30 protein-coding genes are annotated in these 23,079 nt (G+C 60.6%); 18 read left to right on the forward strand and 12 right to left on the reverse strand.

The window, feature by feature from the left end; translation table 11 throughout:
- The first annotated feature begins 13 nt into the window (after nt 1–13).
- Nucleotides 14–511: an NYN domain-containing protein gene (locus tag V5N47_RS12100; RefSeq protein ID WP_338727822.1), complete on the forward strand. Its 498-nt coding sequence runs from the start codon at nt 14–16 to the stop codon at nt 509–511.
- Here V5N47_RS12100 and V5N47_RS12105 read toward each other — a convergent pair.
- Nucleotides 508–690 carry a hypothetical protein gene (locus V5N47_RS12105; protein ID WP_338727823.1) on the reverse strand — a complete coding sequence of 61 codons (183 nt, stop codon included), beginning with the start codon at nt 688–690 and terminating at the stop codon, nt 508–510. The two genes, V5N47_RS12100 and V5N47_RS12105, sit on opposite strands and share 4 nt — an antisense overlap.
- Nucleotides 691–842: 152 nt before the next feature.
- On the opposite strand from V5N47_RS12105, the gene V5N47_RS12110 reads away from it, so the two are divergent.
- Genes V5N47_RS12110 through V5N47_RS12120 form a run of 3 tightly spaced genes read left to right on the forward strand, consistent with a single transcriptional unit; the run spans nt 843 to nt 2,480 of the window.
- Nucleotides 843–1,310 carry a PUA domain-containing protein gene (locus V5N47_RS12110; protein ID WP_338727825.1) on the forward strand — a complete coding sequence of 156 codons (468 nt, stop codon included), beginning with the start codon at nt 843–845 and terminating at the stop codon, nt 1,308–1,310.
- 52 nt (nt 1,311–1,362) lie between these two features.
- Nucleotides 1,363–1,761 (forward strand): nascent polypeptide-associated complex protein, encoded by a 399-nt coding sequence (locus V5N47_RS12115; protein ID WP_338727827.1) that lies wholly within the window; start codon nt 1,363–1,365, stop codon nt 1,759–1,761.
- A complete protein-coding gene (locus V5N47_RS12120) occupies nt 1,758–2,480 on the forward strand; it encodes a methyltransferase domain-containing protein (protein ID WP_338727828.1) in 723 nt (240 codons plus the stop codon). The genes V5N47_RS12115 and V5N47_RS12120 overlap by 4 nt, the downstream gene beginning before the upstream one ends.
- Here the strand turns inward: V5N47_RS12120 and V5N47_RS12125 are convergent, their stop codons facing one another.
- From V5N47_RS12125 to V5N47_RS12135, 3 genes are all read right to left on the reverse strand, one after another.
- Nucleotides 2,481–4,109 carry a hypothetical protein gene (locus V5N47_RS12125; protein ID WP_338727830.1) on the reverse strand — a complete coding sequence of 543 codons (1,629 nt, stop codon included), beginning with the start codon at nt 4,107–4,109 and terminating at the stop codon, nt 2,481–2,483.
- Between the two features lie 170 nt (nt 4,110–4,279).
- Nucleotides 4,280–4,594, reverse strand: coding sequence for a transcription factor S (locus V5N47_RS12130; protein WP_332898408.1), 315 nt, complete (start codon nt 4,592–4,594; stop codon nt 4,280–4,282).
- A 77-nt stretch (nt 4,595–4,671) separates the two neighbouring features.
- Nucleotides 4,672–4,929 carry a hypothetical protein gene (locus V5N47_RS12135; protein ID WP_338727831.1) on the reverse strand — a complete coding sequence of 86 codons (258 nt, stop codon included), beginning with the start codon at nt 4,927–4,929 and terminating at the stop codon, nt 4,672–4,674.
- A 227-nt stretch (nt 4,930–5,156) separates the two neighbouring features.
- Here V5N47_RS12135 and V5N47_RS12140 point away from each other — a divergent pair, with 227 nt between their 5' ends.
- The gene (locus tag V5N47_RS12140; protein ID WP_338727833.1) at nt 5,157–6,416 is read left to right on the forward strand and encodes an MFS transporter; all 1,260 of its coding nucleotides are present in this window, start codon (nt 5,157–5,159) and stop codon (nt 6,414–6,416) included.
- Here the strand turns inward: V5N47_RS12140 and V5N47_RS12145 are convergent, their stop codons facing one another.
- Entirely contained in the window at nt 6,417–7,190 is a 774-nt protein-coding gene (locus tag V5N47_RS12145) for an enoyl-CoA hydratase-related protein (RefSeq protein ID WP_338727834.1), read from the reverse strand. It lies immediately after the preceding gene.
- An 82-nt stretch (nt 7,191–7,272) separates the two neighbouring features.
- On the opposite strand from V5N47_RS12145, the gene V5N47_RS12150 reads away from it, so the two are divergent.
- A complete protein-coding gene (locus tag V5N47_RS12150; protein ID WP_338727835.1) occupies nt 7,273–7,767 on the forward strand; it encodes a DUF5797 family protein in 495 nt (164 codons plus the stop codon).
- Here V5N47_RS12150 and V5N47_RS12155 read toward each other — a convergent pair.
- Together V5N47_RS12155 and V5N47_RS12160 are read right to left on the reverse strand one after the other, a co-directional pair.
- Nucleotides 7,756–8,721 (reverse strand): DUF5787 family protein, encoded by a 966-nt coding sequence (locus tag V5N47_RS12155; protein WP_338730299.1) that lies wholly within the window; start codon nt 8,719–8,721, stop codon nt 7,756–7,758. The genes V5N47_RS12150 and V5N47_RS12155 overlap by 12 nt on opposite strands.
- Before the next feature lie 98 nt (nt 8,722–8,819).
- On the reverse strand, nt 8,820–9,257 hold the full coding sequence (locus tag V5N47_RS12160) for a bis(5'-nucleosyl)-tetraphosphatase (protein ID WP_338727836.1): 438 nt from the start codon (nt 9,255–9,257) through the stop codon (nt 8,820–8,822).
- A gap of 154 nt (nt 9,258–9,411) precedes the next feature.
- Here V5N47_RS12160 and V5N47_RS12165 point away from each other — a divergent pair, with 154 nt between their 5' ends.
- The 4 genes from V5N47_RS12165 to V5N47_RS12180 are packed head-to-tail and all read left to right on the forward strand — an operon-like array spanning nt 9,412 to nt 12,105.
- On the forward strand, nt 9,412–9,738 hold the full coding sequence (locus tag V5N47_RS12165; protein WP_338727837.1) for an uS10/mL48 family ribosomal protein: 327 nt from the start codon (nt 9,412–9,414) through the stop codon (nt 9,736–9,738).
- A 42-nt stretch (nt 9,739–9,780) separates the two neighbouring features.
- Complete coding sequence (locus V5N47_RS12170; protein WP_338727838.1) at nt 9,781–11,070, forward strand: amidohydrolase; 1,290 nt, start codon at nt 9,781–9,783, stop codon at nt 11,068–11,070.
- Nucleotides 11,071–11,121: 51 nt separating this feature from the next.
- The gene (locus tag V5N47_RS12175) at nt 11,122–11,715 is read left to right on the forward strand and encodes a plastocyanin/azurin family copper-binding protein (RefSeq protein ID WP_338727840.1); all 594 of its coding nucleotides are present in this window, start codon (nt 11,122–11,124) and stop codon (nt 11,713–11,715) included.
- A 9-nt stretch (nt 11,716–11,724) separates the two neighbouring features.
- Nucleotides 11,725–12,105: an MGMT family protein gene (locus V5N47_RS12180; RefSeq protein WP_338727841.1), complete on the forward strand. Its 381-nt coding sequence runs from the start codon at nt 11,725–11,727 to the stop codon at nt 12,103–12,105.
- Here the strand turns inward: V5N47_RS12180 and V5N47_RS12185 are convergent.
- Together V5N47_RS12185 and V5N47_RS12190 are read right to left on the reverse strand one after the other, a co-directional pair.
- Complete coding sequence (locus V5N47_RS12185; protein ID WP_338727842.1) at nt 12,102–12,896, reverse strand: hypothetical protein; 795 nt, start codon at nt 12,894–12,896, stop codon at nt 12,102–12,104. The two genes, V5N47_RS12180 and V5N47_RS12185, sit on opposite strands and share 4 nt — an antisense overlap.
- A gap of 52 nt (nt 12,897–12,948) precedes the next feature.
- Nucleotides 12,949–14,319 (reverse strand): geranylgeranyl reductase family protein, encoded by a 1,371-nt coding sequence (locus tag V5N47_RS12190; RefSeq protein WP_338727843.1) that lies wholly within the window; start codon nt 14,317–14,319, stop codon nt 12,949–12,951.
- A 130-nt stretch (nt 14,320–14,449) separates the two neighbouring features.
- Between V5N47_RS12190 and V5N47_RS12195 the strand changes: the two genes are divergently transcribed.
- From V5N47_RS12195 to V5N47_RS12225, 7 genes are all read left to right on the forward strand, one after another.
- Nucleotides 14,450–14,785, forward strand: coding sequence for a 2Fe-2S iron-sulfur cluster-binding protein (locus tag V5N47_RS12195; protein ID WP_338727845.1), 336 nt, complete (start codon nt 14,450–14,452; stop codon nt 14,783–14,785).
- A gap of 140 nt (nt 14,786–14,925) precedes the next feature.
- The gene (gene gfcR / locus V5N47_RS12200) at nt 14,926–15,573 is read left to right on the forward strand and encodes a transcriptional regulator GfcR (RefSeq protein ID WP_338727847.1); all 648 of its coding nucleotides are present in this window, start codon (nt 14,926–14,928) and stop codon (nt 15,571–15,573) included.
- 170 nt (nt 15,574–15,743) lie between these two features.
- On the forward strand, nt 15,744–16,085 hold the full coding sequence (locus tag V5N47_RS12205; RefSeq protein ID WP_338727848.1) for a glutaredoxin family protein: 342 nt from the start codon (nt 15,744–15,746) through the stop codon (nt 16,083–16,085).
- A gap of 177 nt (nt 16,086–16,262) precedes the next feature.
- Nucleotides 16,263–16,853 (forward strand): hypothetical protein, encoded by a 591-nt coding sequence (locus V5N47_RS12210; RefSeq protein ID WP_332898422.1) that lies wholly within the window; start codon nt 16,263–16,265, stop codon nt 16,851–16,853.
- A 125-nt stretch (nt 16,854–16,978) separates the two neighbouring features.
- Nucleotides 16,979–17,938, forward strand: coding sequence for a phosphoadenosine phosphosulfate reductase family protein (locus tag V5N47_RS12215; protein ID WP_338727849.1), 960 nt, complete (start codon nt 16,979–16,981; stop codon nt 17,936–17,938).
- A gap of 269 nt (nt 17,939–18,207) precedes the next feature.
- A complete protein-coding gene (locus tag V5N47_RS12220; protein ID WP_338727851.1) occupies nt 18,208–19,167 on the forward strand; it encodes a phosphoadenosine phosphosulfate reductase family protein in 960 nt (319 codons plus the stop codon).
- A 40-nt stretch (nt 19,168–19,207) separates the two neighbouring features.
- The gene (locus tag V5N47_RS12225) at nt 19,208–19,672 is read left to right on the forward strand and encodes a hypothetical protein (protein WP_338727853.1); all 465 of its coding nucleotides are present in this window, start codon (nt 19,208–19,210) and stop codon (nt 19,670–19,672) included.
- Here the strand turns inward: V5N47_RS12225 and V5N47_RS12230 are convergent.
- The 3 genes from V5N47_RS12230 to V5N47_RS12240 are packed head-to-tail and all read right to left on the reverse strand — an operon-like array spanning nt 19,669 to nt 22,718.
- Nucleotides 19,669–20,412, reverse strand: coding sequence for a hypothetical protein (locus tag V5N47_RS12230; RefSeq protein ID WP_338727854.1), 744 nt, complete (start codon nt 20,410–20,412; stop codon nt 19,669–19,671). The two genes, V5N47_RS12225 and V5N47_RS12230, sit on opposite strands and share 4 nt — an antisense overlap.
- Before the next feature lie 56 nt (nt 20,413–20,468).
- Nucleotides 20,469–21,293, reverse strand: a complete 825-nt coding sequence (locus V5N47_RS12235) for an aldo/keto reductase (RefSeq protein WP_338727855.1) — start codon at nt 21,291–21,293, stop codon at nt 20,469–20,471.
- A 51-nt stretch (nt 21,294–21,344) separates the two neighbouring features.
- Nucleotides 21,345–22,718, reverse strand: a complete 1,374-nt coding sequence (locus tag V5N47_RS12240) for a geranylgeranyl reductase family protein (RefSeq protein WP_338727856.1) — start codon at nt 22,716–22,718, stop codon at nt 21,345–21,347.
- Between the two features lie 172 nt (nt 22,719–22,890).
- Here V5N47_RS12240 and V5N47_RS12245 point away from each other — a divergent pair, with 172 nt between their 5' ends.
- Nucleotides 22,891–23,061, forward strand: coding sequence for a hypothetical protein (locus tag V5N47_RS12245; RefSeq protein WP_338727857.1), 171 nt, complete (start codon nt 22,891–22,893; stop codon nt 23,059–23,061).
- Nucleotides 23,062–23,079 lie beyond the last annotated feature (18 nt).

Genomic DNA, 23,079 nt, shown 5'->3' on the forward strand with positions numbered 1-23,079 from the left:
CTGAATGCTGGTTATGGGTATTCACCATACGGGCCAGCGCGTCGCCCTTCTCGTTGACGCGCAGAATCTCTATCACTCCGCACAGAGCCTCTATTCGCGGAATATCGACTACACAACGCTTCTCAACGAGGCAGTCGATGGCCGTAGACTCACCCGGGCAATTGCGTACGTGATTCGGGCAGATTCACCAGATGAAGAGAGTTTTTTTGATGCACTGAACGACATCGGTTTTGAGACAAAAATCAAGGACATTCAGACGTTCGCAGACGGTTCGAAAAAGGCAGACTGGGACGTTGGCATGAGTTTAGACGCCGTCACCCTCGCCCCGCACCACGACACGCTCGTGCTCTGTACCGGCGACGGTGACTTCAGCCGCCTCTGTTCGCACGTGCGCCATCAGGGCTGTCGCGTCGAAGTGATGGCGTTCAAAGAATCGACTTCGGAGTCACTCATCGATGCCGCAGACTCCTTTACGGACTTCAGCGAAAATCGAGATAACTTCTTGCTTTAGACCGGGCGGCCGGTTTCTGACGTGCCGATGAGAAGCGACCCGGCAGCCATGCCAAGCGCGGCGAGACCGCCGAGGACGACAGGAACCGCGGAACCGAGGAGGCTAAGCGCGAACAGCACGACGGTGCTTGCGAGCAGAACCAGCGTGCCAAAGGTTACTTTCGTTTTCTCGTTGCTCATATCCGGGCTATAGAAGTTCTCCCATATGAGCGTTCTGGAAAAACCGTGACACTGCGGCGCATTACCAATGATAAATCATGATTGGGGAGTGGGTACAAACACCATGGATGCGGGTAAAAGGCGTTTTATCTCCGAGTCGCAAACACCGGCCAATGAGCAACGCAGGCGAGCGTGCGGACCTCCGCACCATCGCAGATTACCAGTTTGGCGCGGGTGCGGGAGCCGCCCTCTTCGCGGGCGACATCGACATCGAGCGCTCCAGCAACGGCCGCCCTCAACAGATTCGCGTCGATGGCGAGCGCATCGTCTCGTTCGGTCTCGACGGCCGGTTCACTCTCGGCGTTCGCGGTGGCCACCGGCTCCGTGACGCACTTCCCGCACCACAGGCCCGTGTCGTCGTCGGCGACGAGAGCGAACCGTTCGTCCGCGACGGCAAGAACGTGTTTGCGAAGTTCGTGAGCGAGGTCGACTCGGAGATTCGCCCCGGCGATGAGGTGCTCGTGGTACACGAAACCGATTCTCTACTTGCGGTTGGACGGGCAGAGTTGTCCGCAACGGCCATGCGCGACTTTGAGACGGGGATGGCGGTCAAAGTCAGACACGGCGCGTCAGAGCAGTAGCTGAGCGCGGTCGGTCGCTAGTCTTTTGCCTCCGGGCTTCAAGTCTGCAGGTATGTTTGGAGGAGGCGGACTCAACCCGCGCAAGATGAAGCAGATGATGAAACAGATGGGCATCGAAGTCGAAGACATCGATGCAGAAGAGGTCATCATCCGAACGAAAGACGAAGACCTCGTGTTCACGAACGCTGACGTCCAGCAAATGGACGCACAGGGGCAGAAAACCTACCAGATCGTCGGCGAGCCAGAGTCGCGCCCACGCGGCGAGGGTGGCAGTACGCCCGCCGTCGAGGGCGAGGTTGTAGCTGAAGAAGACGCGTCCACCGAAGTGGACATCCCTGACTCGGACGTCGAAATCGTCGCCCAGCGGACGGGCGCGAGCGCCACCGAGGCCCGCGAAGCACTCAAAGCGGAAAACGGCGACCTCGCCGCCGCTATTTCCAGACTAGAGTGACCGTCCTACTGGTTCACGGCTCTCGTGAGTACCTGCGCGAGCCGGGCGATGAGTTACAAACAGACCTTGGCGTCTTGCAGATTCCCGAAGACGTGGAACCCGGGCAGACGCTCTACACGCATCTGGACGAGGAGTTCACCGTCCGCCGGATGCGCGGCCCCGACCTGTTCAACCACTTAGAGCGGACGGGCGCGCCGATGCTCCCGCGCGACATTGGCCTCATCATCGGCACCGTTGGCCTCGCCGCGGACGACCGCGTGCTCGACGCAGGCACTGGCACGGGCATTCTCTCCGCGTACATGGGACGGATGGGTGCGGACGTGACGACGTTCGAGCGAAACGAGGAGTTTGCCGACGTGGCGCGCCAGAACATGCAGATGGCTGGTGTCGCAGAGACGGTCGACGTGCGAACCGGCGACATCACCGACAATCTGGACGACCTTGGCGAGTTCGACGTGCTCACCCTCGACACGGGCGACGCCGCAGACGTCGTCACCCACGCCCCCGACCTGCTCGCACCCGGTGGGTTCGTCGCCATCTACTCGCCGTTCGTCGAGCACACGCGCGATGCGGTTGAGGCTGCCCGCGAGGCTGGCCTCTCAGACGTCGAAACTATCGAAACCATCCAGCGCAAGATGGACTTCGACGACCGCGGTTCGCGGCCCTCGACGAAAGGCGTTGGGCACACGGGCTACCTCACGTTCGCAAGAAACAGCTAATCAGGCCGCCACCGACGAGTTCGTAGCGGTGTCGGTGACATTTTCTGTCGTATTGAGAATCGTCGTCGTCACATCGGCAGTCGTGTTGCGGGGGTCGTCGGTGACGTTCCCGCCAATCGGATCTTGGGTTACGTTGTCGCCACCACGGTCTGACTCGTCTGTTTTGTCGCTTTCGCGAGCACCACCGTCGAGGGTGGCTGTGCCGTTTTCGATAGTGAATGTGAACGCGGCACCGAATCGGCCTTTGGCGACTTCGATGTCGAGCGTGTCGGTGGCGTCAGTCGCAAACTGCACCGTCCCATCTGCGTTTGTCCGGCCAACCTCGCGGCCGTCAGCGTAGACGAGCGCGCCGGGAACGGGTTCGTTTTCGTACGAAATCGTCACCGTCGCAACGCCGTTTTCGACGGTTGCGTCTGCATTTAAGTCACGAAAAACTGACTCGCGTTCGTTTTGGGTATTAAAATCGAATTCGAGTTCACCTTCTGCTTCACCACGGACGCCTGTGATGGTCACGTCACCGTCCGGAAGGGTGAGCGTGAGTTGTCCGTCTGCATTCGTCGTCCCCACCCGCTCGCCGTTCACCCTGATAGCGACATCACCGGCCACTTCGCCGTTCGAAAGCGCTTGAATCGTCACTTCTTGGCCGGGTGCGGCCGTCCCCTGCGCGACCACGAGAGCGAGTTCATCGCCGCGGTTGCTATCCGCCCCGCTTCCGCGTTTGAGCGATTCATCGAGCGAGAACACCGTCCCGGTCGAGGCGTCCACGAGTACGGTCGCCGTTCCGACGCCAGTCGCCGTGTCAAGCCTGAATTCGAAGCGGTAGAAGCCGCGTCGTTCGTTCACGCCGGATTTGGTTAGTTGCCAGCCATCTGCCGGGCCGCGAAGCGCCTCGCGTGCCGCCGAGAGAGCCTCGCGCTGGGTGATGGAGACGCTGTTGTCGTCGTCTCGCTGGTGTTTCGTCGTCCGTGACCGGTCGGTGTCGCCGTTGTCGACGCGGATGGTCAGGCCGTCGTCGGTGTCGAGGTGGACGTTGCCGTTCGCTTCACCGACGAACCGCTTGTGGAGCGCAGAGGCCCCCGGCCCAGTGAGTGGTTCGAGGTCGCTTGCGGCTCCGGACAGGGTGCTCTGATTTACTCCCACCGCGGAGAGTTCGAGGCCTGAGAGCCGCTCGAGGCGAGCTTCGGTCTGTTCGATGCTTCGAAGCACGTTCTCCGCCCGTGCGTTGAGCATGGCAAGCCGCTGTGCGTACTGAGCGCGGGTGAGTTCGCCCGATTCGTACTGCGCGGTCACCCGTTCGTACGCTGCCTGGATGTCCGTTGCTCTCGCGTCGAGTCGTTCGATGCGTTGGGCGACGATTCGAGCCTGCGTGCTCGCGTTCGCCGTATCGACCTGGCTCTCGAACACTTCGTCGTCGAACTCGGTCTGGAGGCTATCGCCCGTCGTGGCCATCACTGTCGAGAGTTGCGCACCAACAGTAACAGACACGTTTGAATCGTTTTCCGCCGCTTGCTGGGCGCTCGCGCTTGCAGGTTCACTGCTCACGTCGAACGGAAGGCCCAGCACAGGGGCGGCTCCACCGATGACGAGGAGCGCCACGAGGAGCACAGCGAGGTTCTTCCCCAGTGTCATTGTCAGTATTTCTATCCTATTACAGTATAAAAGGGCAACACCGTTTGTAACGGTTTGAGACCGTTCATGCGCCGAATTCGATAGATATGAACTGTCTGACGAGCGTCTGACGCTCGATTCTGTGGGCGTCTTCGGGGGTTTATACCCTTGCTAAGGGCCGCTGGCCGCGGTCAGTGGTCGTCTTCGCGCCATCGGTGTTCGCAATTGGTACAGACGAAAAAGCGTGTCTCGCTTTCGTCAGCCGAGCGAATCTGCTGCATGTACCAGTAGGCTTCGTCGTTCTCACACTGCGGACAGTGAACCTTCGTCGTTGGGAGGCCGCGGTCTTCGGCGTCGCTCACGTCTACGATCTCCGAGACCTCTTGGCTCTCGGTGAGGACGTAGTTTTTGTTCGCGTCTTTGAGCTTCGTGAAGTCACACTGACTGCACACCCATTCGCCGTCCTCTGCGCGCATCATCGAGCCACATTCGTCGCAGAATTCCATACCACGCTTAGGAAACTGGGGTCACTTATATTGTTGGTTGTCGGCTCAGGTTGGGCCGAAACCCTGAAACGTGGTGTTCAGGCGTCGCCTTCCGATTGGCCGGGCTCGCCAACGGCCGCGATTGGCATGTACATGAACAGGTCGTTTCTGAGCTCTTCGACGGTCTCGTACATGGCGCTTGGCACCTGCTTCATGACGCTCGTGAGCGTTGCCTCGCCGTCCGCGAGTAGTACCGTCACGTCAGCGAGTTCCGCCATCGCGTCCGTCCGCGAGATAGGGTATGAAAGTTCTGAGAGCGTCCCATCGACGCGGCTTAATTTAACGACTCGTGCCATGGCAGGAGAGTCTGTTGCCACCCCTATTAGTATGTTGCTATTAATAATGAACAATTTGGGGTGCGTTTCGTGCAACCACTCCCTACTACTCACCAGGCGAACGCCCCCGAGAAGTAGCGTACAAACCAACACACGCAACGACTGTCATCGATGTGTAATCGTCCGGACACACTGCTTCACCGCATTGGAAACCATTTTCGGGCGCATCACCATATCACGAACAACGAATGGTTCTCGGAACAGACCGGCGCGTCCTCGTCCTCGCACTGGCGAGAATGGCAGACGCCATTGGCAACTCGTTTCTCATCATCGTCCTGCCGTTGTATCTCGCCTCGGACATCATTCCGCTGGAGGGCTTGCTCGGGGCGACCGTTCCGCTTCTCGGTATCACCGTTACCACTGAACTCCTGATTGGCGTGTTGCTCTCGCTGTTTGGCTTTCTGAACTCCTTTGCCCAGCCGTTTACCGGCCGCCTCTCAGACCGCACCGGCAAACGCCGCATCTACATTCTCTTTGGCCTCGTCTTGCTCGGCGCTGCGAGCGCGGCCTACGTCTTCGCGCCGAACTACGAGACGCTCGTTCTGTTGCGTGCGCTGCAGGGACTCGGCGCGGCCTTTACCATCCCTGTCACCATCGCGCTCGTAAACGAACTCGCCACCACCGAATCGCGCGGCGGCAACCTCGGCGTGTTCAACACCTTCCGCCTCATCGGCTTTGGCTTCGGGCCTATCATCGCGGGCCTCGTCGTCGCCGCTGGCCCATATTCGTTCTACGGCATCTCGCTGAGTGGCTTCGACGCCGCCTTCTACGCCGCCGCACTCGGCGCGTTCATCAGTGTTGGGCTCGTTACGGCGTTCGTCGCAGACCCCGAGAAAACGGGCGACCTCGCTGCAGACGACCTCTCCTTTCAGGTGCGCGACCCGACCGGGAGGCAGACGCTTGACCCCGTCTTCGCCCTCGGCGTGGCGACGCTGTTCATGGGCATCTCGATTGCGCTGTTTGCCACCCTCCAAGAGAACGTGAACACCCGTCTCGGCCAAGACGAGTTTCTGTTCTCCATCCAGTTCGCCGCCGTCATCATCGCAAACGTCCTCCTGCAAGTTCCCATTGGCCGCGCAAGCGACCAGTACGGCCGCCGCCCGTTCCTCCTCGGCGGCTTCCTCCTGCTCGCGCCCGCTGTCTTCGTCCAAGGAATCGTCACCACGCCGCTGACCATGATTGTCGCCCGCCTCATCCACGGCGTCGCGGTGGCGATGGTGTTCGCCCCCGGCCTCGCGGTGGCTGGAGACCTCGCAAAAGAGGGCCAGTCGGGCACCACCCTTTCGGTGCTCACCATGGCTTTCGGACTCGGAACCGCAATCGGGCCGCTCGCCTCCGGCTACCTCGTGCGGTTTAGTTTCCTCACGCCGTTTGCGTTCTCCGCGGTGCTCGCGGTGGTTGCACTCGCGCTCGTGTACTCGCAGGTAGAAGAAACGCTGCCCGCCTGATTATTCGAAGTCTGGGTCGCGCTTTTCGACGAACGCGGTCATGCCCTCGCGCTGGTCGTCAGTGCCAAACAGCGAACTCCAGATGCGTCGCTCGTAGGTGAGCCCCGAATCGAGGGTCATCTCGTGGACCTGGTTCAGTGACTCTTTTGCCGCCTGCATGGCGAATTTCGGTTTGGCTTCGAGTTCTTTTGCCATCTCCATCACACGCGAGGAGAGCTGGTCGTGGGCGACGACTTCCCCAACGAGCCCCATCTCGTTTGCGTCCTGTGCGTCCACGCGCTCGCCGAAGAAGACGAGGCGACGGGCGAGTTCGTCGCCAACGAGGCGCGAGAGGCGCTGGGTGCCGCCCCAACCGGGGATGATGCCCAGGTCGATTTCCGTTTGGCCGAGGACGGCGCGCTCGCTCGCCACGCGGAGGTCACACGCGAGGGCGAGTTCACAGCCGCCGCCGAAGGCGTAGCCGTTGATGGCCGCGATGACCGGCGCGGGGAACTCCTCTAAGAGGTCAGTAACCCGGTGACCCTGCTCTGCGTAGGCCTGTCCGTCCGCCACCGAGAGGTCTTTCATGAAGGAGATGTCCGCGCCCGCGACGAACGCCTTGTCGCCCGCACCGGTGAGGATGAGCACGCGCGCACCCTCGTCTTTCGCCTCACCGAGCGCTGCTTCGAGCGCGTCTAGCGTTTCCGTGTTCATCGCGTTCAATCGGTCTGGTCGGTCGACGGTAATCGTCGCAATTTCGCCATCCCACTCGAGGTTCACGGTGTCCCATGACATGGCAACACCGATGGGAAGGACGGGCTTAATCGTTGCCCCGCAGTCAGAAAGGCCAATGTACCACCCGTTCGTACGGCGACATATGACGCTGTCCGAGGAGGCAGAGGAGCGACTCGCTGACATCGTGGCGCTCCAGCCAACGAAGAACAAAGACCTCCAAAAGCGGTGGGGCCTAGAAAGCGGGAGTGAAGTCCACCAGTACTTGGAAAACGAGTTAAAAGAGTACTACTACCGCGACGAAAACAGCCTCATCCGCGCGACGCCGGAGGCCGCTGAACTCGTCGGCGTAGACCCCGGCCTCGTCGATGAAGGCGACGGTCCGCGCGCGATTCGCGTTCCACTGCTTCAGAAACAAATCGTCGAAGTCGCCCCCGACCACGACGCAGAGTCGAAAAGCGTCGTCGCCATCCTTCACGCCATCCGTGACGCATTCGACGCAGACCCGGATGTCGAAGACGTGCGCTCTGGGCTCCGGAGTCTCGAACAGAAGGGCGTCATCGAAATCGAATACCGCACCGTCCCGACGTTCCGCCTCGCCTTAGAGCGCGACTCGCTGTCGGTCGAGCTACTCGACTAAGCCGGGTCGGTTCTCGCGGCGCTTGCGCGCGAGAAACCGCTTGATTGCCTTTCCGGGGCCGCCCTCGATTGGCCAGCCACCCGTCCGCAGTGCCGGTGGTTCGGGCGTGAACTTCGGACACGACCCCGAACACGCGACGCGCGTCGGGAACGTTTCTTTGGCTGCACACCACGGCAGCCACGTCTCCGCTTCGTCTCTGAGTTCGAAGTGTTTGCAGTCGGGTCGCATCGTGTCCGCGTACGACCGCCACCCGCGAGCATAGGCGCGTTCGGCAAGCGCGAGACGCTTTTTTGCCTTCTGCTCTGCGGACATCTCTGTACCTTTTGCGGTCGTACCCGGTTCGGTGACGGGGAGCGTACTCGGATACCACTCGACGCGCGCGTCGGGGAAGTCCATCGTCAGAATTCCGACTTCGACCGGCATCCGTTCGAGCAGGGCGGGTTCGATTGACGCGCCGGTTTGCTCGGTCGCCACCCACACTTCGTCTGCAAGCGCGAGGGTCGTGTCCTTCTCGACTTGCCCGCGCAGGGCACGTGCGGCGCTCGCGTCCAAATCCGGCTTGTTCTCGATGGCGACGATGCGCGAGACCCAGTTTGGATACGGCCCAATCCGTTGAATCTCGATTTTGTTGCCGTTGCGCCGGGTTTTCAGGACACCGCGGGCTGCGGCGTCGTGAATCGTCTCTCGGACGTAGCGCCACGGATAGCCCGGATTCGGGAGGGCGTCTTTGTACCACGCCCACGACTCAGGAGCGTGGCTGAGGACGTGCAACAGGTCAGCATCGAGTTCTTGGGGGCCGAACAGCGCGCGCTGTCGGAGTGCCTCGCGGTCTGCTTCGATGACGATGGTATCCCACCGTCTCCCGCGGGTGCCGAGTTGGCGGGCGACGACGAGCGCGGTGTTCGGGTCGCGCGTACCCGTCGGTGGCCAGTGGCGTTCTGCCCACTGGCACATCACCAGCTCGAAGATGAACTCGGAGTCGCCGAGGTCGCACACGAGATGCAGTTTGCACTCGGGGGCCTAAGGCGTTGGCGCAGTAGAGAGACGCCGACTCAGAGGTCGCCGTTCTCGTTCAACTCATCTAAGAACGCGTGGGCGTCCCTGAGGATGTCGCGTGGCCCATCTTGGGTGATGGTGTTGATCGCCTGTTCATAGTCGCGCCACTGGAGGTCGCGGTGTTCTTTCGAAAGTTCTGCGCTCGCTTCGAACGATTTGGCGATGAACAGGTGGACCGTCTTGTGGATGGTCTTCCCGTTCGCTTCGAACACGTAGTTGTATTCCTCGCGGAAGCCGTCAACGAGCCGGAATTTATTGATGCCCGCTTCCTCTTTGACTTCTCGAATCGCGGTCTGCTGGAGTTCTTCTTCTCCTTCGACACCGCCTTTGGGGAATTCCCAATCCCCGGGACGGCTCTTCAGTAGGAGATATTCACGGCGGCCCCTCGTATCGCGAAAGAGGATAGCCCCCGCGCTTGTCGCTTTTACAGCCATTACACGTTGATACTGCGTGGTGGTTTAATTTCTTATTGCTTCTAGTGGCCGCGTTGGGGCGGGGAAATTGTACTGTGCAGACATGACTGGCGACGAGCGGCTTTGGATGAGTTTTTAGGGGTTGAGCACACAGGATAGTGATACCCAACTCCCTATGAGCTTCACCACTACTCTCACACTCACAAGCGGGGACCGAGCCGTCCTCGACGAGGTTGTAACCGACATCAAACGAGCCGCGAATCGAAAAGGGGCTGCACTCCACGGTCCGCACACGAAACCGACCGAAGTCCACGCTGCGCCCCAGGCAAAACGTCTCCACCCAACCGGCGACTCCTACCCACAGTGGGAGTACACCGTCTACACGCGCGTCATCGAAATCGAAGGGCACGACGATTTCGCTCGCGCAGCAACCCAGCGGGACTTCCCCGCAGGCGTCCATGTCGAAGCAGAAATCAAACAGGTTCGCGCGGCCGGTCGCTGATTCTTCTAACTGTATTAAGAGCCTCCGTTGCGGAGTGAGTTTATGCAACAGAGTGTGCACGACCATCTCGTTTCGCTCCGCCGTGACCTCCACCGCCACCCGGAACCCGCGTGGCGCGAATTTTATACGACGAGTCGCATCGTCGACGAACTCGAACGCATCGGCGTCGACCAGTTGTACGTCGGCAAAGACGCCCTCGGCACGGAACACGGCGACCTCCGCCTCGCCGTCCCCGACGACGACGTCCTCGACCAGTGGCTCGAGCAGGCGCGCACAGACGGCGCACGCGAAGACATCCTCGAACAGACTCGCGGCGGCTACACCGGCGCGGTCGCGGTTCTCGAAAAAGGCGAAGGGCCAACCGTCGCCTTGCGCGTGGACATCGACGCGCTGCCACAGCCAGAGTCCACCGCAGACGGCCATTTCCCCGCCGATGAGGGCTTTCGCCCAGCCCACGACAACGCGATGCACGCCTGCGGTCACGACGCCCACATCACGTTCGGTATTGGTGTCTTAGAGCGCGTGAAAGAGAGCGACTTCTCGGGGACGCTGAAGGTGTTCTTCCAACCCGCAGAGGAGGTCATCGGTGGGGGCAAGCCAATGGCGAAAAGCGGCCACTTAGACGACGTTGATTACCTGCTCGGCGTCCACGTCGGGCTCGACCACCCGACGGGCGAAGTCGTCGCGGGCATCGACGGCTTCCTCGCGGTCAACCACTTCAACGTCGAGTTCACCGGCCTGCCCGCCCACGCGGGCGCTGCGCCAAACGAGGGGAAAAACGCGGTGCAGGCGCTTGCTGCAGCCATCCAGAACTGCTACGCCATCCCGCGGCACAAAGACGGCGACACCCGCGTAAACTGCGGCGTCGTCGGTGGCGGGTCGGCGGCGAACATCATCCCCGAATCGGCGTTCATGCACGTCGAGGTGCGCGGGAAGACCACCGAACTCATGGACTACATGAAGGAAAAGGCAGTTCGCGTCATCGAATCGTCGGCTGATATGTACGACTGCACCGTCGAATTCGAGGAGATCGGCGAAGCCCCGAGCGCGACGAGCGACCAGTCGCTCGTGGACATCGTCAAACGTGTCTCGGAAGGCTCAGCGGTCGTCACTTCGACGGTTGAACGCGACGACTTGGGCGGCAGCGAGGACGCGACGTTCCTCATGCAGGAGGTCCAGCAACACGGCGGCGACGCCGCCTACGTTTGCATCGGCACGAACCACCCAACGGGCCACCACACCGCGACGTTCGACGTCGAAGAAAGGAGCATCGACGTTGCCGTTGACGTGCTCTCGAACTCGATTCTCGAAATCGCGTCAAACCGGCCGTAACGTCCCCGCTGGCCTGAAACAGCTTTGTTTGTGAACAGCCTACAAGAGTGTATGGTGGGGGCCCAGTATTCACGCAGAGCGCTTCTCGAGACCGTCGCAACGGCACCGCTTCTCGCAGCAACCGCCGCGACGGCGAGCGCCCAAGAAACGACGACGCACACGGTCGAGATGACGGACAACCTCGTGTTCGTCCCCGAGGAACTGACGATTGCGCCGGGTGATACCGTTGTCTGGGAGAACGTCGGGGCGGTTGGCCACTCGGTGACGGCCTACCAAAATGAGTTGCCCACAGACGAACCGTACTGGGCGAGCGGCGGCTTTGCGAGCGAATCAGCCGCCCGGTCGGGCTACCCCCAAGGAAATGTCGCGGGCGGCGAGACCTATGAACACACTTTCGAGACTGAGGGCACCTACGGCTACTTCTGTATCCCCCACGAGACAGTTGGGATGGTTGGGCAACTCTCTGTTCAGCCCGGCGGCGCGCCAGCCCCGGAATCAGTGGGCGCACCGGTTCCCGAAGGCGCGGTCATCATCGCCATCGCCACGACAATCTCGCTCGTCTTCGTGCTCGGATTTGCCCTGTTCTTGCTCAAGTACGGCGGCGACTACGAGGGCGACGAAAAGGGATTTGCTCGCCCCCGATAACAGGTGTGTATGGACGTCACGATTTTCGATACTGAAGTCACAATCGACGACTCACTGGTCGAGGAATCACCAGCCGAAATTCGCACACAGGTACGCGAGTACGAGGCCGGTGAGCGCACGCACTTCGACCTCACGATTCACTACCCCGACAGCTACACTGGCCGCGTGATGCAGGCGATGACGGAGATTCCCTACGGCGAGGTGAAAACCTACGGTGAAGTCGCAGCTGGCATCGACTCGGGCGCGCGTGCGGTTGGCAGCGCGTGTGCGCGAAATCCGGTGCCACTCGTCGTTCCATGCCACCGCATCGTCCGCCACGACGGCATTGGAAACTTCGCGTACCCCGGTCTCAAAGAACAGTTGCTGGCCTTAGAAGGCGCAGCGGTTTAGGCGGGTTCGGCTTCAAGCAGTTCGAACTCAGCGAGGCGGACGCCGCAGTCACGACACGAGAACGCGACCACGTCGAACGCGCGACAACACGACTTGACGACTTCTTCACCGATTTCGACGTCACCACCGCAGGTCGGACAGGCTTCGAGGAACATCCGAACCGCGCCGACCATTCTCGCGCGGGTTTCGCGGTCGTACTCCAGATAGTTCGGGAACCTCGAAATGAGCGTCTGGTGGGCCGCCACGTCTGCGATGAGCGCGGCCTGTGACTCCCAGTTGCCCGCTGGCGCGCCGTCTGCGAACACCATCGTTCGCGTGCCGTCTTCTTCGATGAGGAGCGGCTGGTCGGTCTCTAAAAACGCGCTGAGTGAGTCCATGAGCGACTCCTCGCTCACGCGGGCGATGGCGTTGTCCCACGCGGCGTGAAACGATGGGTTGAGCGTGAGGTCCTCGCTATCGTCAACGATGATGCCTTCTGCGGTGAGTTCGGCTTCGATATCGATTGGCCCTTTTGCGGTTGGCTCCGCTGGACCGTGGGTGCCGAACAGCCGGTGGATGCGGGCTGGCAGGTAGCGTTTCGTGAGTTCGGGCGTGCCCGGAACGAGGTAGCCGCGGACGTAGATGATGAGCGCGCTTGCAACGAACGCCGCGAGCCCAACGAACGGCGACCAGAGCGCAAGCAGCGCGCTCCCTGCGGCGGCGATACCGACGTTCACGACAGTACACGGCAGACAGCGGTTCTCGCCAGTGTACTCCGGTTGGGTGAATCGTGTGAGAATAGCGGACGTCATTTGGGACACCAAGTTGTCCCACAAAACGAGAGATTCAGACTTCGTTATGCACTCAGTACTTCGGGGCTGCGCCGGTCGTCGCGTAGATGTCGTCCATGATGTCGTCGCGGGTTGCCTGCCACGATTCGAAGCCCATCGGCGAGGTCGGATACGTCTCGTAGTGGGTCAGCAGGTCGTCTGCGAGGTTCTTCGTCTTGTAGAAGTCGTAGAGCGTCCCCCAGTAGCCGTAGCTTTTGAGCGCCGTCTGGAGCTTGAGGCCAAGCCCGACGTTCGCGCTCCCTGAGTAGAGTGCTTCCGAGAGCTTGTCCATCGGCAGGGCTGCCATCAGGCCTTGGAGCACGTCCGTGTCGTAGGCGGTGGTGAAGATGTTGTAGATGTCGAGGGCCGCGTAGCGGCCACCGAAGTGCTCCATGATGCGGGTGTTGTATCGCCAGAGCATCTCTTCGCCCACATTGCCCTGTTCGAGGGCTTTGATGGCCTGTTCGCCAGCGTACTTCCCGGCGTAGGCCGCGCCCGCGATACCGCCACCGGTCGTTGGGTTGACGTGGCCTGCGGCGTCGCCGACGGCCATGTACCCTTCTGCGACGGCCGAGTCGTACGGGCGACGGGTCGGGAGCGCCGCGCCGAGTTTGTCAGTGACTTTCCCGCCTTTGAACTCAGGCCGATTACGGAGGTCTTGTTTGAGGTCTTCGACGAGCTTCATCGGCTGTTCGGTCATCTGGAAGCCAAGCCCGGCGTTGATTTCCGTGCCCGTCCGTGGGAAGTACCAGAGGTAGCCCGCCGCGCGTTTCGTTGGCTTGAACACGAGTGCGTCGCTCCACTCGACTTCGTTTGGCACTTCGATGATTTCGCGGTAGGCAGAACAGAACTGCGAGTAGCTGACGTTCGTGTCGAACGTCGAGCCGTTGAAGTCAACTTTGTCTTGCAGCAGCGAGAGCGCGCCCGCGGCGTCGATGGTGATGTCAGCTTCGTACTCGACGACGTCGCCCTTGCGCTTGCTGCGAACGCCCCTCACGCGCCCGGTTTTATCCTGCGTTACGTCTTGGACGACGGTGTCGTAGTGGAAGGTTGCCCCGGCCTCTTTTGCGCCCTTGATGATGAGGCGGCCGTACTCCCAGCGGTCGATGACGGCGAGTTCACCCGGAATCGGGATGTCGAGAACCACGTCCTCCTGTGGAATCTCAAAGCGCCCGTGGTCTACGTCCGTGTTGGTGAACGCAGGCATAATCTTCTCTTTCGGGATGGCCTCGGGGAAGGCGTCCGCGCCTTTGAGCGCGTCACCACAGGCGATGTGCCCGGCTTCCTGCTCGGTTTTTCGCTCGATGACGACGACCTCGTAGCCCGCGTTTGCGAGGGTTGCCGCGGCGTAACAGCCTGACGTGCCTGCGCCAACGATGGCGACGTCAGGAGAATATGTGGTCATGCACACGATTGCTCTCCCAACGGAGAAAACTCTTTATCTTGGCCCTGTCGTTCGATTCCATTGCGGGCACCGACACGTGGGTCGAATGCCTACATAAAGAGTAAAGGTGCGCTCTTTCGTAGACGTAGTAATGACTGATTACACCGTCGAGTTTGTCGGCACGGGCGAGGAAATCACCGTCTCCGACAAGCAAACCATCCTGAAGCGATGTCTCGAAGAGGGTATCGCCCAGGAGTACTCGTGCCGTGTTGGGATGTGTCTCGCGTGTTCTGCTGAAATCGTCGAAGGCGAAGTCGCTCAACCGGCCGCCCGCGGCCTCACCGAAGAAGAGCGAGAAGACTACGCACTCACCTGTATGGCCCGCCCGCTCTCCGACCTGAAAATCGACCGCGGGAAGTACCCACCGAGCATCGAAGACGACACAACCTCCGATGCGAGCGCGGAACCAGCCGCCGCAGACGACTAACGCGACTGTTTATGCGGTTTCTCCACTGCCAGCGAGCGGCTGCGCTAGTTGGTGTCGGGACCCTTATTTCCTCACCGCCAGTTCCGGCACTGAATGTAGCCGACGAAACGATGATAAAAACGGCCCCCGAAAGCAGGCACATGAAGAACGTAGACGACCTCATCGAGAGTGCGCGAGAACTCGAAGCCCACGGGCTCTCGAAAGGGGAAATCGCAGACGAACTCAACGTCTCGCGTGAAACCGCGAAGTGGTTGGTCGAACAGAGCGCGAAAACCTCGCGTCGCCCGGCGAGCACGTCGGATTCTACGGACGCAAGCCCAGACGACATTCACGTTGACTGGAGTTCGCTCGGCCGCAACAGTCAGCGCCTCGCCTACACGGCCAAGACGATGGCGAACGTCATCGACGCGGAGGCAGAAGCCATCGAGTTGACCGTTGGCATCGAGAAAGCAGGCGTCCCGCTCGCCACTGCCGTCGCCCGCGCGCTTGACACCGAACTCGCCGCCTACGCCCCGGCGAAACACCGCTGGGAAGAAGGCGACATCGAAGACCAAGACTTTGGCGGGAGTTTCTCGCGGAACTTTGCGCCGGTCAAGGGGCGAAAGTGCGTCATCGTAGACGACACCATCACGAGCGGCACGACAATGACCGAGACCATCGAGGCAGTCGAGGCGGAAGGTGGCGAGGTCGTCGCCTGCGTCGTGCTCGTGGACAAACAGGGTGTCTCCAAACTCGAAGGCGTCCCCGTCCACTCGCTCGTGCAGGTCATGCGCGTAGACCGCTCCTAAGCCACCCGTCCCAAACCCGATTTGCTTAGGCGCACCGCTCTTTCACAGTTCTCTTGTATGCCACACCAACCCACAGAATCGAGGCGATTCGATGTCGGCGCTCGTGGGACGGGCGCCGCCAGTGGGTTCTCGGCGCAAGGATTTTAGACCGCGAGTGGCTACGATGGGGCATGACATTCCAGCCCGGCGAGTCACTCAGCCAAGACGAAGTCACAGAACGCGTCGATGCGGCCATCGAAGACAACGACGTCGTGCTGTTCATGAAAGGGAACCGACTCATGCCCCAGTGTGGTTTCTCGATGCGCGCGGTCGAGCTCATCTCCCAGTACCACGAGGACTTCGAGACGGTGGATGCGCTTGCCTCACTCGATGAGTTCCGCGTCGCACTCAAACAACACAGCGGCTGGGAAACCATCCCGCAGACCTACGTGAACGGCGAGTTCATCGGCGGCAGCGACATTTTAGCCGAATTAGACGAACGCGGCGAACTCGAAGCGGCCCTCGACGCCTGAGCGGACTTCCCGCTCCCCACACCGTGGGTGGTTGTGCGGGATAATCGCCGGACGACCCGGCGGCTTGCGTCTCTCGAAAGGCTGCCGAAACGAAAGGGTAGCCCATATAAGCCCCGAACGCCTATGTACACTCGACCCCATACAGAGCCACTTCGACTCTGTTAACGCCCCACACACATGACCAGCCGCGTATATCGACTCCATTCAACGCTCGAACTGCCTCTCGAAGATGTCCATGAGTTCTTCGACAACCCAGAACTCCCCGAAGAAATCGCGGACATCGACATTACTCGACGCAATAACACGCTCATCATCAGCGCCGTCTCTGCTGATGACAGCATCAGCAAGTACACGCCAACGGCCCAGCTGAAAGCCAGCGTCACGGAAAATCGCGTGTACGAAGTCCCACTCGATGAGTGGAACAAGGCCCAGCGCGGCGGCGCACCCAACTGGGGAGCCGCCCAGCAAGAAGAGCAGGAAAAACCCCCATCCGAACTCGTCGAATACGCTTGCTTCAAGGGCGACCGCGAGACCGTCTTACAGAACACCGCGCTCCAGTACCCGATGTTCGAGGTGCTCTGCTCGCTCGCGAAGATTGCAGAGAAAGGGACGCTCACCGCCATCTCGGCCGTTGACGACGACCTCGTCGCCACGCGCATCGTAGACGGCGAAGTCCGCCCGGCATCCATCGACGTCGTCGAGAACCCGACCGAAGACGCTGCCTCGAAGAAAGGTGTCAACTGGCGCGACAACAAGTTCATCTCGTAATGCGGTTGGTTTTCTCGTTTCTCACTCCCTGTGAGCCAGTGCTCCACACGGCCCATGTGTGTCAGTAACACCCGTTTCCGGGGCCGTAACGCCTTTTACACACCTAATTATATCTAATTACGAAGATGGCAACGAACTTCCCCGAATACGTCACCGTCGATTATTCCGACGGCGAAGGCGAGAACCCCGAAGATTACCCATCTATCGAGCACAAAATCGAGAAGGCAATAGAGGTCACGAAAAAGGGCCTCGAAGAGTACGAGAATCCCGCAATCATGTGGACCGGCGGGAAGGACTCCACGCTCGTGCTCTACTTCGTCAAAGAGGTTGCAGAGCGATTCGACCTCGAAATGCCGCCTGCGGTGTTCATCGACCACTTCCAGCACTTCGACGACCTGCTTGACTTCGTCGAACACTGGGCCGACGAGTGGGACATTGAGGTCATCTACGCCCGCAACGATGACGTTGGGTCGCTTGCAGACGAGCCGGGCGACACCATCACCGTGTCCGACCTGAACGAGCAGAACCAGCACCACGTCCGCAACATCTTAGAGTACGAGGAGGACACGTTCCCGTTCCTGCTCGACACCTACGTTGGCAACCACCTGCTCAAAACCGTCGCGCTCAACAACGCGCTTGAGGAGTACGACATCGACGGCGTCATCTCCGGCATCCGCTGGGACGAACAGGAAGCGCGCGCAGACGAGACGTTCTTCAGCCCGCGCCACGACCCGGACATCTACCCGCCACACGACCGCGTCCAGCCGATTCTCCAGTTCGACGAGGCAGACGTGTGGGAAGCGTTCTGGAACTTCGTCGTCCCGGAGACGGTCGCAGACTTCCCGGACGAAGGCTACGTCCCACAGGACTACGACGACCTGCCAAACGGTCTGACCCACAAGGACGTCCCGGTCAGTCCGAAGTACTTCGAAGGCTTCCGCAGCCTCGGCAGCGAAGTCAGCACCGAGAAGAGCGACACCGAGCCTGCATGGCTGCAGGACTTGGCCAACACGACCGAGCGCGCGGGCCGCGCACAGGACAAAGAAGACCTGATGGCGCGCCTGCGCGACCTCGGTTACATGTGAAGTCGGTCAGCTAGACCGACGTCCAACCCGACAGCGGTCATCCCTGTCGGGCTCCGTTCACGCTTCCACGGTGGTGTTCCGGGGTCTGGGGAGGCTCCGACACACGCATGGTTGGGTTCCACACTCGCCACCGGGAAGTCAGCTTTTTCCGTTTTCACATCTGTGAGCTGTGCGACCCGAGTGCGCCGAGTAGGCAGAGCCAACCAGTTGCCCGTAGCCCAGTAGGTAGCCCATACCAATATGCTGTGCGCGCGCAAAGTGAGACACCAATGCCTGAAGGGTTTCCTTCGTATCTCAGCGTAGACTACGAAGACGGTCACTCGCAGAGCGCCGCAGACTACCCAAGCGTAGACGAGAAGATTGCGAAGGCAATCGAGGTCACCCAAACCGCGCTCTCGCAGTACAAAAATCCAGCCATCATGTGGACCGGCGGGAAGGATTCGACACTCGTCCTCTACTTCGTCAAAGAAGTTGCAGACGAATTCGGCTACGAGATGCCACCAGTCGTGTTCATCGACCACTACGAACACTTCGACGACGTGACGGCGTTCGTCCACCGCTGGGCCGACAAGCTCGGCGTAGACCTCATCATCTCGCGCAACGAGGATTTCGCCCGACTCGGCGCGTCGCCGGGCGACGAGATTCCGGTCTCTGACCTGAGCGAGCAGAACCAACACGAACTGCGCACCCGGCTCGACCACACCGACGATACGTTCGTGCTCTCCGCCGATTCCTACGCGGGCAACCACCTGCTCAAGACCGTCGCGCTCAACAACACCATCACTGAACACGACATTGACGGCGTGTTCTCTGGCGTGCGCTGGGACGAACAGGACGCTCGAAAAAATGAGACGTTCTTTAGCCCGCGCCACGACTCTGAGAAGTACCCGCCACACGACCGCATCCAGCCGATTCTCCAGTTCAACGAACGGTCACTCTGGGACGCCTTCTGGTACTACCTCGTGCCCGACCTCGTCTCGGACTATCCACAGGACGGCTACGTCCCACAAGGCTACGACGACCTGCCAAACGGCCTGATGCCGGAAGACCTGCCAGTGGGGCCAAAGTACTTCGAAGGCTTCCGTAGCCTCGGCACGGCGAAGGGCTCTGCGAAGAGCGACGACCGACCGGCGTGGCTCCAAGACTTAGAACACACGACCGAGCGCGCCGGTCGCGCACAGGACAAAGAGGGCCTGATGGCGCGCCTGCGCGACCTCGGCTACATGTGAGCAGGAAACCGTTTTTTCCGAACAGAGACTAACAACAACTGTGACTGAGACAATCTATTTCCGCGAGACCCAACGCTTCAGACAGCCGTGGCTCTGGGCGATTCTCGTTTTCGTGGCGCTCATCTTGTTTTGGGCGGCGCTCACCGAGGCCGAATCGTTGTTCCAGCGCGCCCTCTTTGGGGCGCTTGGTTTCGTCTTTCTCGCCTTCTTCGCCGTCCTCGGCCTCAAAACCGAGGTGCGCAAAGACGGTGTGCACCTCAAATTCTTCCCGCTTCACCTCTCAGAACGCCACATCCCGGCCGCAGAACTCACGGGCTTTGACGCCCGCGAATACCGCCCGCTCGCCGAGTACGGTGGGTGGGGCATCCGCCGCGGGAGAAACGGCTGGGCGTACAACGTGCGTGGAACTGCGGGTGTGGAACTCAGATACCGCGGGAAAACGCTGCTCGTTGGGACACAGCGACCGAAAGAATTTGTCGAAGCGTTGAGTCGCCTGCGCCGTTAGTCGCGTGCCGGGCGGAGCACATCAGCGATGGTGACGAGAACACCGAGCAGCCAGCCAAGCGGCACCGCAATCCCGAACCACATGCCGACGTACGCAACGCCCTCTAAGTCGTATCTCGTGCGGATGTAGGTGTTCAGATTCCCAATCGAAAGCAGGTTATCGAGAATCCAGCGCGCGAGGGTCGTGCTCTGGGGGAAGATGGCGTCTGCGAGCGTCGGCGAATAGAGCGCCGCCACGACCGGCGGGAGAAACAGCGCCGTCATCCCGAACGGGTAGGCGAGCAGAACGGTCGTTCCCCGACCACCGACGCGGTTGAACATGACGGCGAGCACCGCGGCGAGGGTTGCGACGACGCTCGCCGCGGCGACGGCGATGAAGCCGTCTGCAGAAAAGCGTATCCGGGCGAGCGCGGTGAGCCCACCCCAGACGACGAGCGAGAGCAAGAGAACGCCCGCGACGCCGAGGCGCGTGGCTGTCCCGTCTAGTTTGCGTGTGTAAAACCGCGTCATATAGCCAAAGAGGGCAAGCGGGTAGAGAATCGCGACGAGCGGCACGCCGAGTGCGCCCCAGAGACGATAGGCCGCCATCCCGAGCGTGTTGTTCGGCTTCCATTTCCCGAGGACGGTGTGCGCTGTGTCCAGTTGGCGCGGAAACACCAGTTCCATCCACGTCTCGTGTAACCGCGTCACGTCGACGCGAATGCCCGACACCAGCCCGCTGTTTCGTTCACCGACCGACATTGTACCTGAGTTTCGGGCGCGGGCCCTTAACTCTCAACCTTCTGTAACCCAGACTGTCACCACGGCGCGAACGGCGGGTCGACCTTCCGGTCGGTTTGGTCGAGGTCGTCAATCGCTGCGATTTCGTCTGCGGAGAGGTCGAGGTTGAGCGACTGCCAGTTATCGCTGATGTGGGCTTCGCTCGTCGCCTTCGGAATCGCTGTAATCCCTTTCTCGCGCAGCCACGCAAGACTGACCTGTGCGGCAGATGCGTCGTGATTCTCTGCAATCGCGGTGAGTTCCGGGACGGAGAAGACGTCACCGCGGGCGAGCGGCGAGTAGGCGACGAGTTCGATATCGTGTTCGTCACAGTACTCGCGCAGGTCGTGTTGGGGGAGCAGTGGATGGAGTTCGACCTGATTGGCGAACACCGCATCGCCGAGAATGTCTCGGGCTGTGTCGAGCTGTTCTGGCTCGAAGTTACTCACGCCGATCCGTCGGATTTTGCCGTCGGCTTTCAGGTCTTTGAATGCTTCTAACGTCGCTTCTGGCTCGTATTCGCGGGCGGGCCAGTGGATGTAGAGGAGGTCAACGTAGTCCACACCGAGTTTGTCGAGGCTCTCTTCGGTGGAGGCGCGCACGTCTTCGGGTGCGAGTTCGTCAATCCACACCTTTGTAGCGAGGAAGATGTCCTCGCGGGGAACGTCCGCCTGCTCGATACCGCGGCCAACGCCTTCTTCGTTGCCGTAAATCTGGGCGGTGTCGATGTGGCGATACCCCATCTCTAAGGCGGTTTTGACGCTCGCTGCACACTGCGCTTGGTCTTTGTTTTCCCACGTGCCGAGGCCGAGAAGCGGCATGCCATCGGTACGCGGACAGTCGTCACTGGTTGGCAGGGACATAGTCACCCGGCCCTACGTGAGCCAGCAGAAAAGGGGTTGGGAAAGCGGAACTCAGTACTTCGGCGTCGCGCCCGTGATTCGGTACACGTCATCCATCACGGCGTCGCGCGACTCACGCCACGACTCGAAGCCGCTTGGGTCGTCCGGATACTGGTCGTACACGTCGCGCAGTTCGTTCGCTTTCTTTTGTACCTTGTAGAGTTCGTAGAGAACGTCCCAGTGGCCGAACGTCTTGAGCGCGGTTTTGACTTTGAGACCGAAGCTCATCGAGGCGTTCCCTTCCTTGCCAAGTGTGTCGAGGAGCTGTTGGCCGGGGAGTGCGCTGATGACTTTCACGAGTTCGTTCACGTCGTGTGCGCCACCGAAGATGTTGTAGATGTCCATCGCCGCAAACCGCTTGCCGAAGTCCTGCATGACGCGCTGGTTGTAGTTCCAGAGGTTGGACTCAGTCACGTCGCCTTCGCTGATTGCCTTGATGGCTTCGAGGGCGGCCCAGTGTCCGGCTTTCGCCGCACCTGGAATGCCGCCACCCGTCGTCGGGTTGACGTGGCCCGCAGCGTCGCCCACCGCGATGTAGCCGTTTGCCGTGGCAGAATCGTACGGCCGACGGGTTGGGAGCGCCGCGCCGAGTTTGTTCTTGATTTTCGCGCCATCGAACTCGGGACGCGAGCGGATGTCGTTTTTCAACACCTCGACGAGCTTCATCGGCGGCTTGTTCATCTGGAAGCCAAGCCCGACGTTGATTTCCGTCGGCGAGCGTGGGAAGTACCAGAGGTAGCCAAGCTCTTCGGTTGGCTTGAACACGATGGCGTCGTGGTAGTCAACCGGCTCTTTCGTGATGAGCACCTCGCGGTAGGCAGAACAGAACTGCGAGTAGCTCACCTTGGTGTCGAAGGTGGTGTTCGAGAAGTCAACTTTGTCCTGCAGTAGCGAAAGGGAACCGGCGGCGTCGATGACGACTTCCGCCTCGTAGTTTTTGACGTTCCCTTTTCGCGTCGTCGTGACGCCCGTGACCCGGCCGCTATCGTTCTGGATAACGTCTCTGACGACGGTGTCCCAGTGAATCTCGGCACCGGCGCGCTCTGCTTCTTCGAGCAACACTTCGCCGTAGCGCTTTCGGTCGACGACAGCGCCCGGTGCCCGGAACGGGATGTCTAAGTGCGAATCCGTAAGCGGGTTTTCGAAGCGCGCTTTCAGGATGTTCTCGTTCGTGAACGATTCGGCCCGGAGATACTCGCGGTCGATGACGTCGGGGAACGTACTTTTCCCCTTGATTGCATCACCGCAGGCAATCATGCCACCGTCCTCTCTTGACTTCCGCTCAAGAATAACGACGGAGAGACCCTCGTTTGCAGCCGTTGCGGCCGCAAAGGTCCCGGAGGTGCCACCCCCAACAATGATAATATCGTAGCGTTCGGCTGCCATTACACCCACTATACCGCCGGGTCTTAAAAAAACGATGTATGTGCCCCCGGTCTTGGGGCGTTTTCGCTCCGGCACGTCGCCACCCATTCACGCCCCAGAGAAGTCAGATGGCCAATACTTACTTGTTAATAGGATAACATCACTGTACACAGGGCGTCATACAGTCGCCCAAATGCTTCCCATGGGACACATCGAACTCAACAGCAGTCTTTTGAACCGAACCATCCCCGTCGACGGTCTCAAAGGCGTCATCACCGTCGACCTCTCAGGGGACGAACCATGCGTTATTCTGCCACCACACGTCAGCGTTGAGCGAAAAGACGCGTCGCTCATCGACGAATAAACAAAAAATCGCGGATTC

The organism is Haladaptatus sp. DJG-WS-42, assembly GCF_037198285.1.
Taxonomy (GTDB): domain Archaea; phylum Halobacteriota; class Halobacteria; order Halobacteriales; family Halococcaceae; genus QDMS2.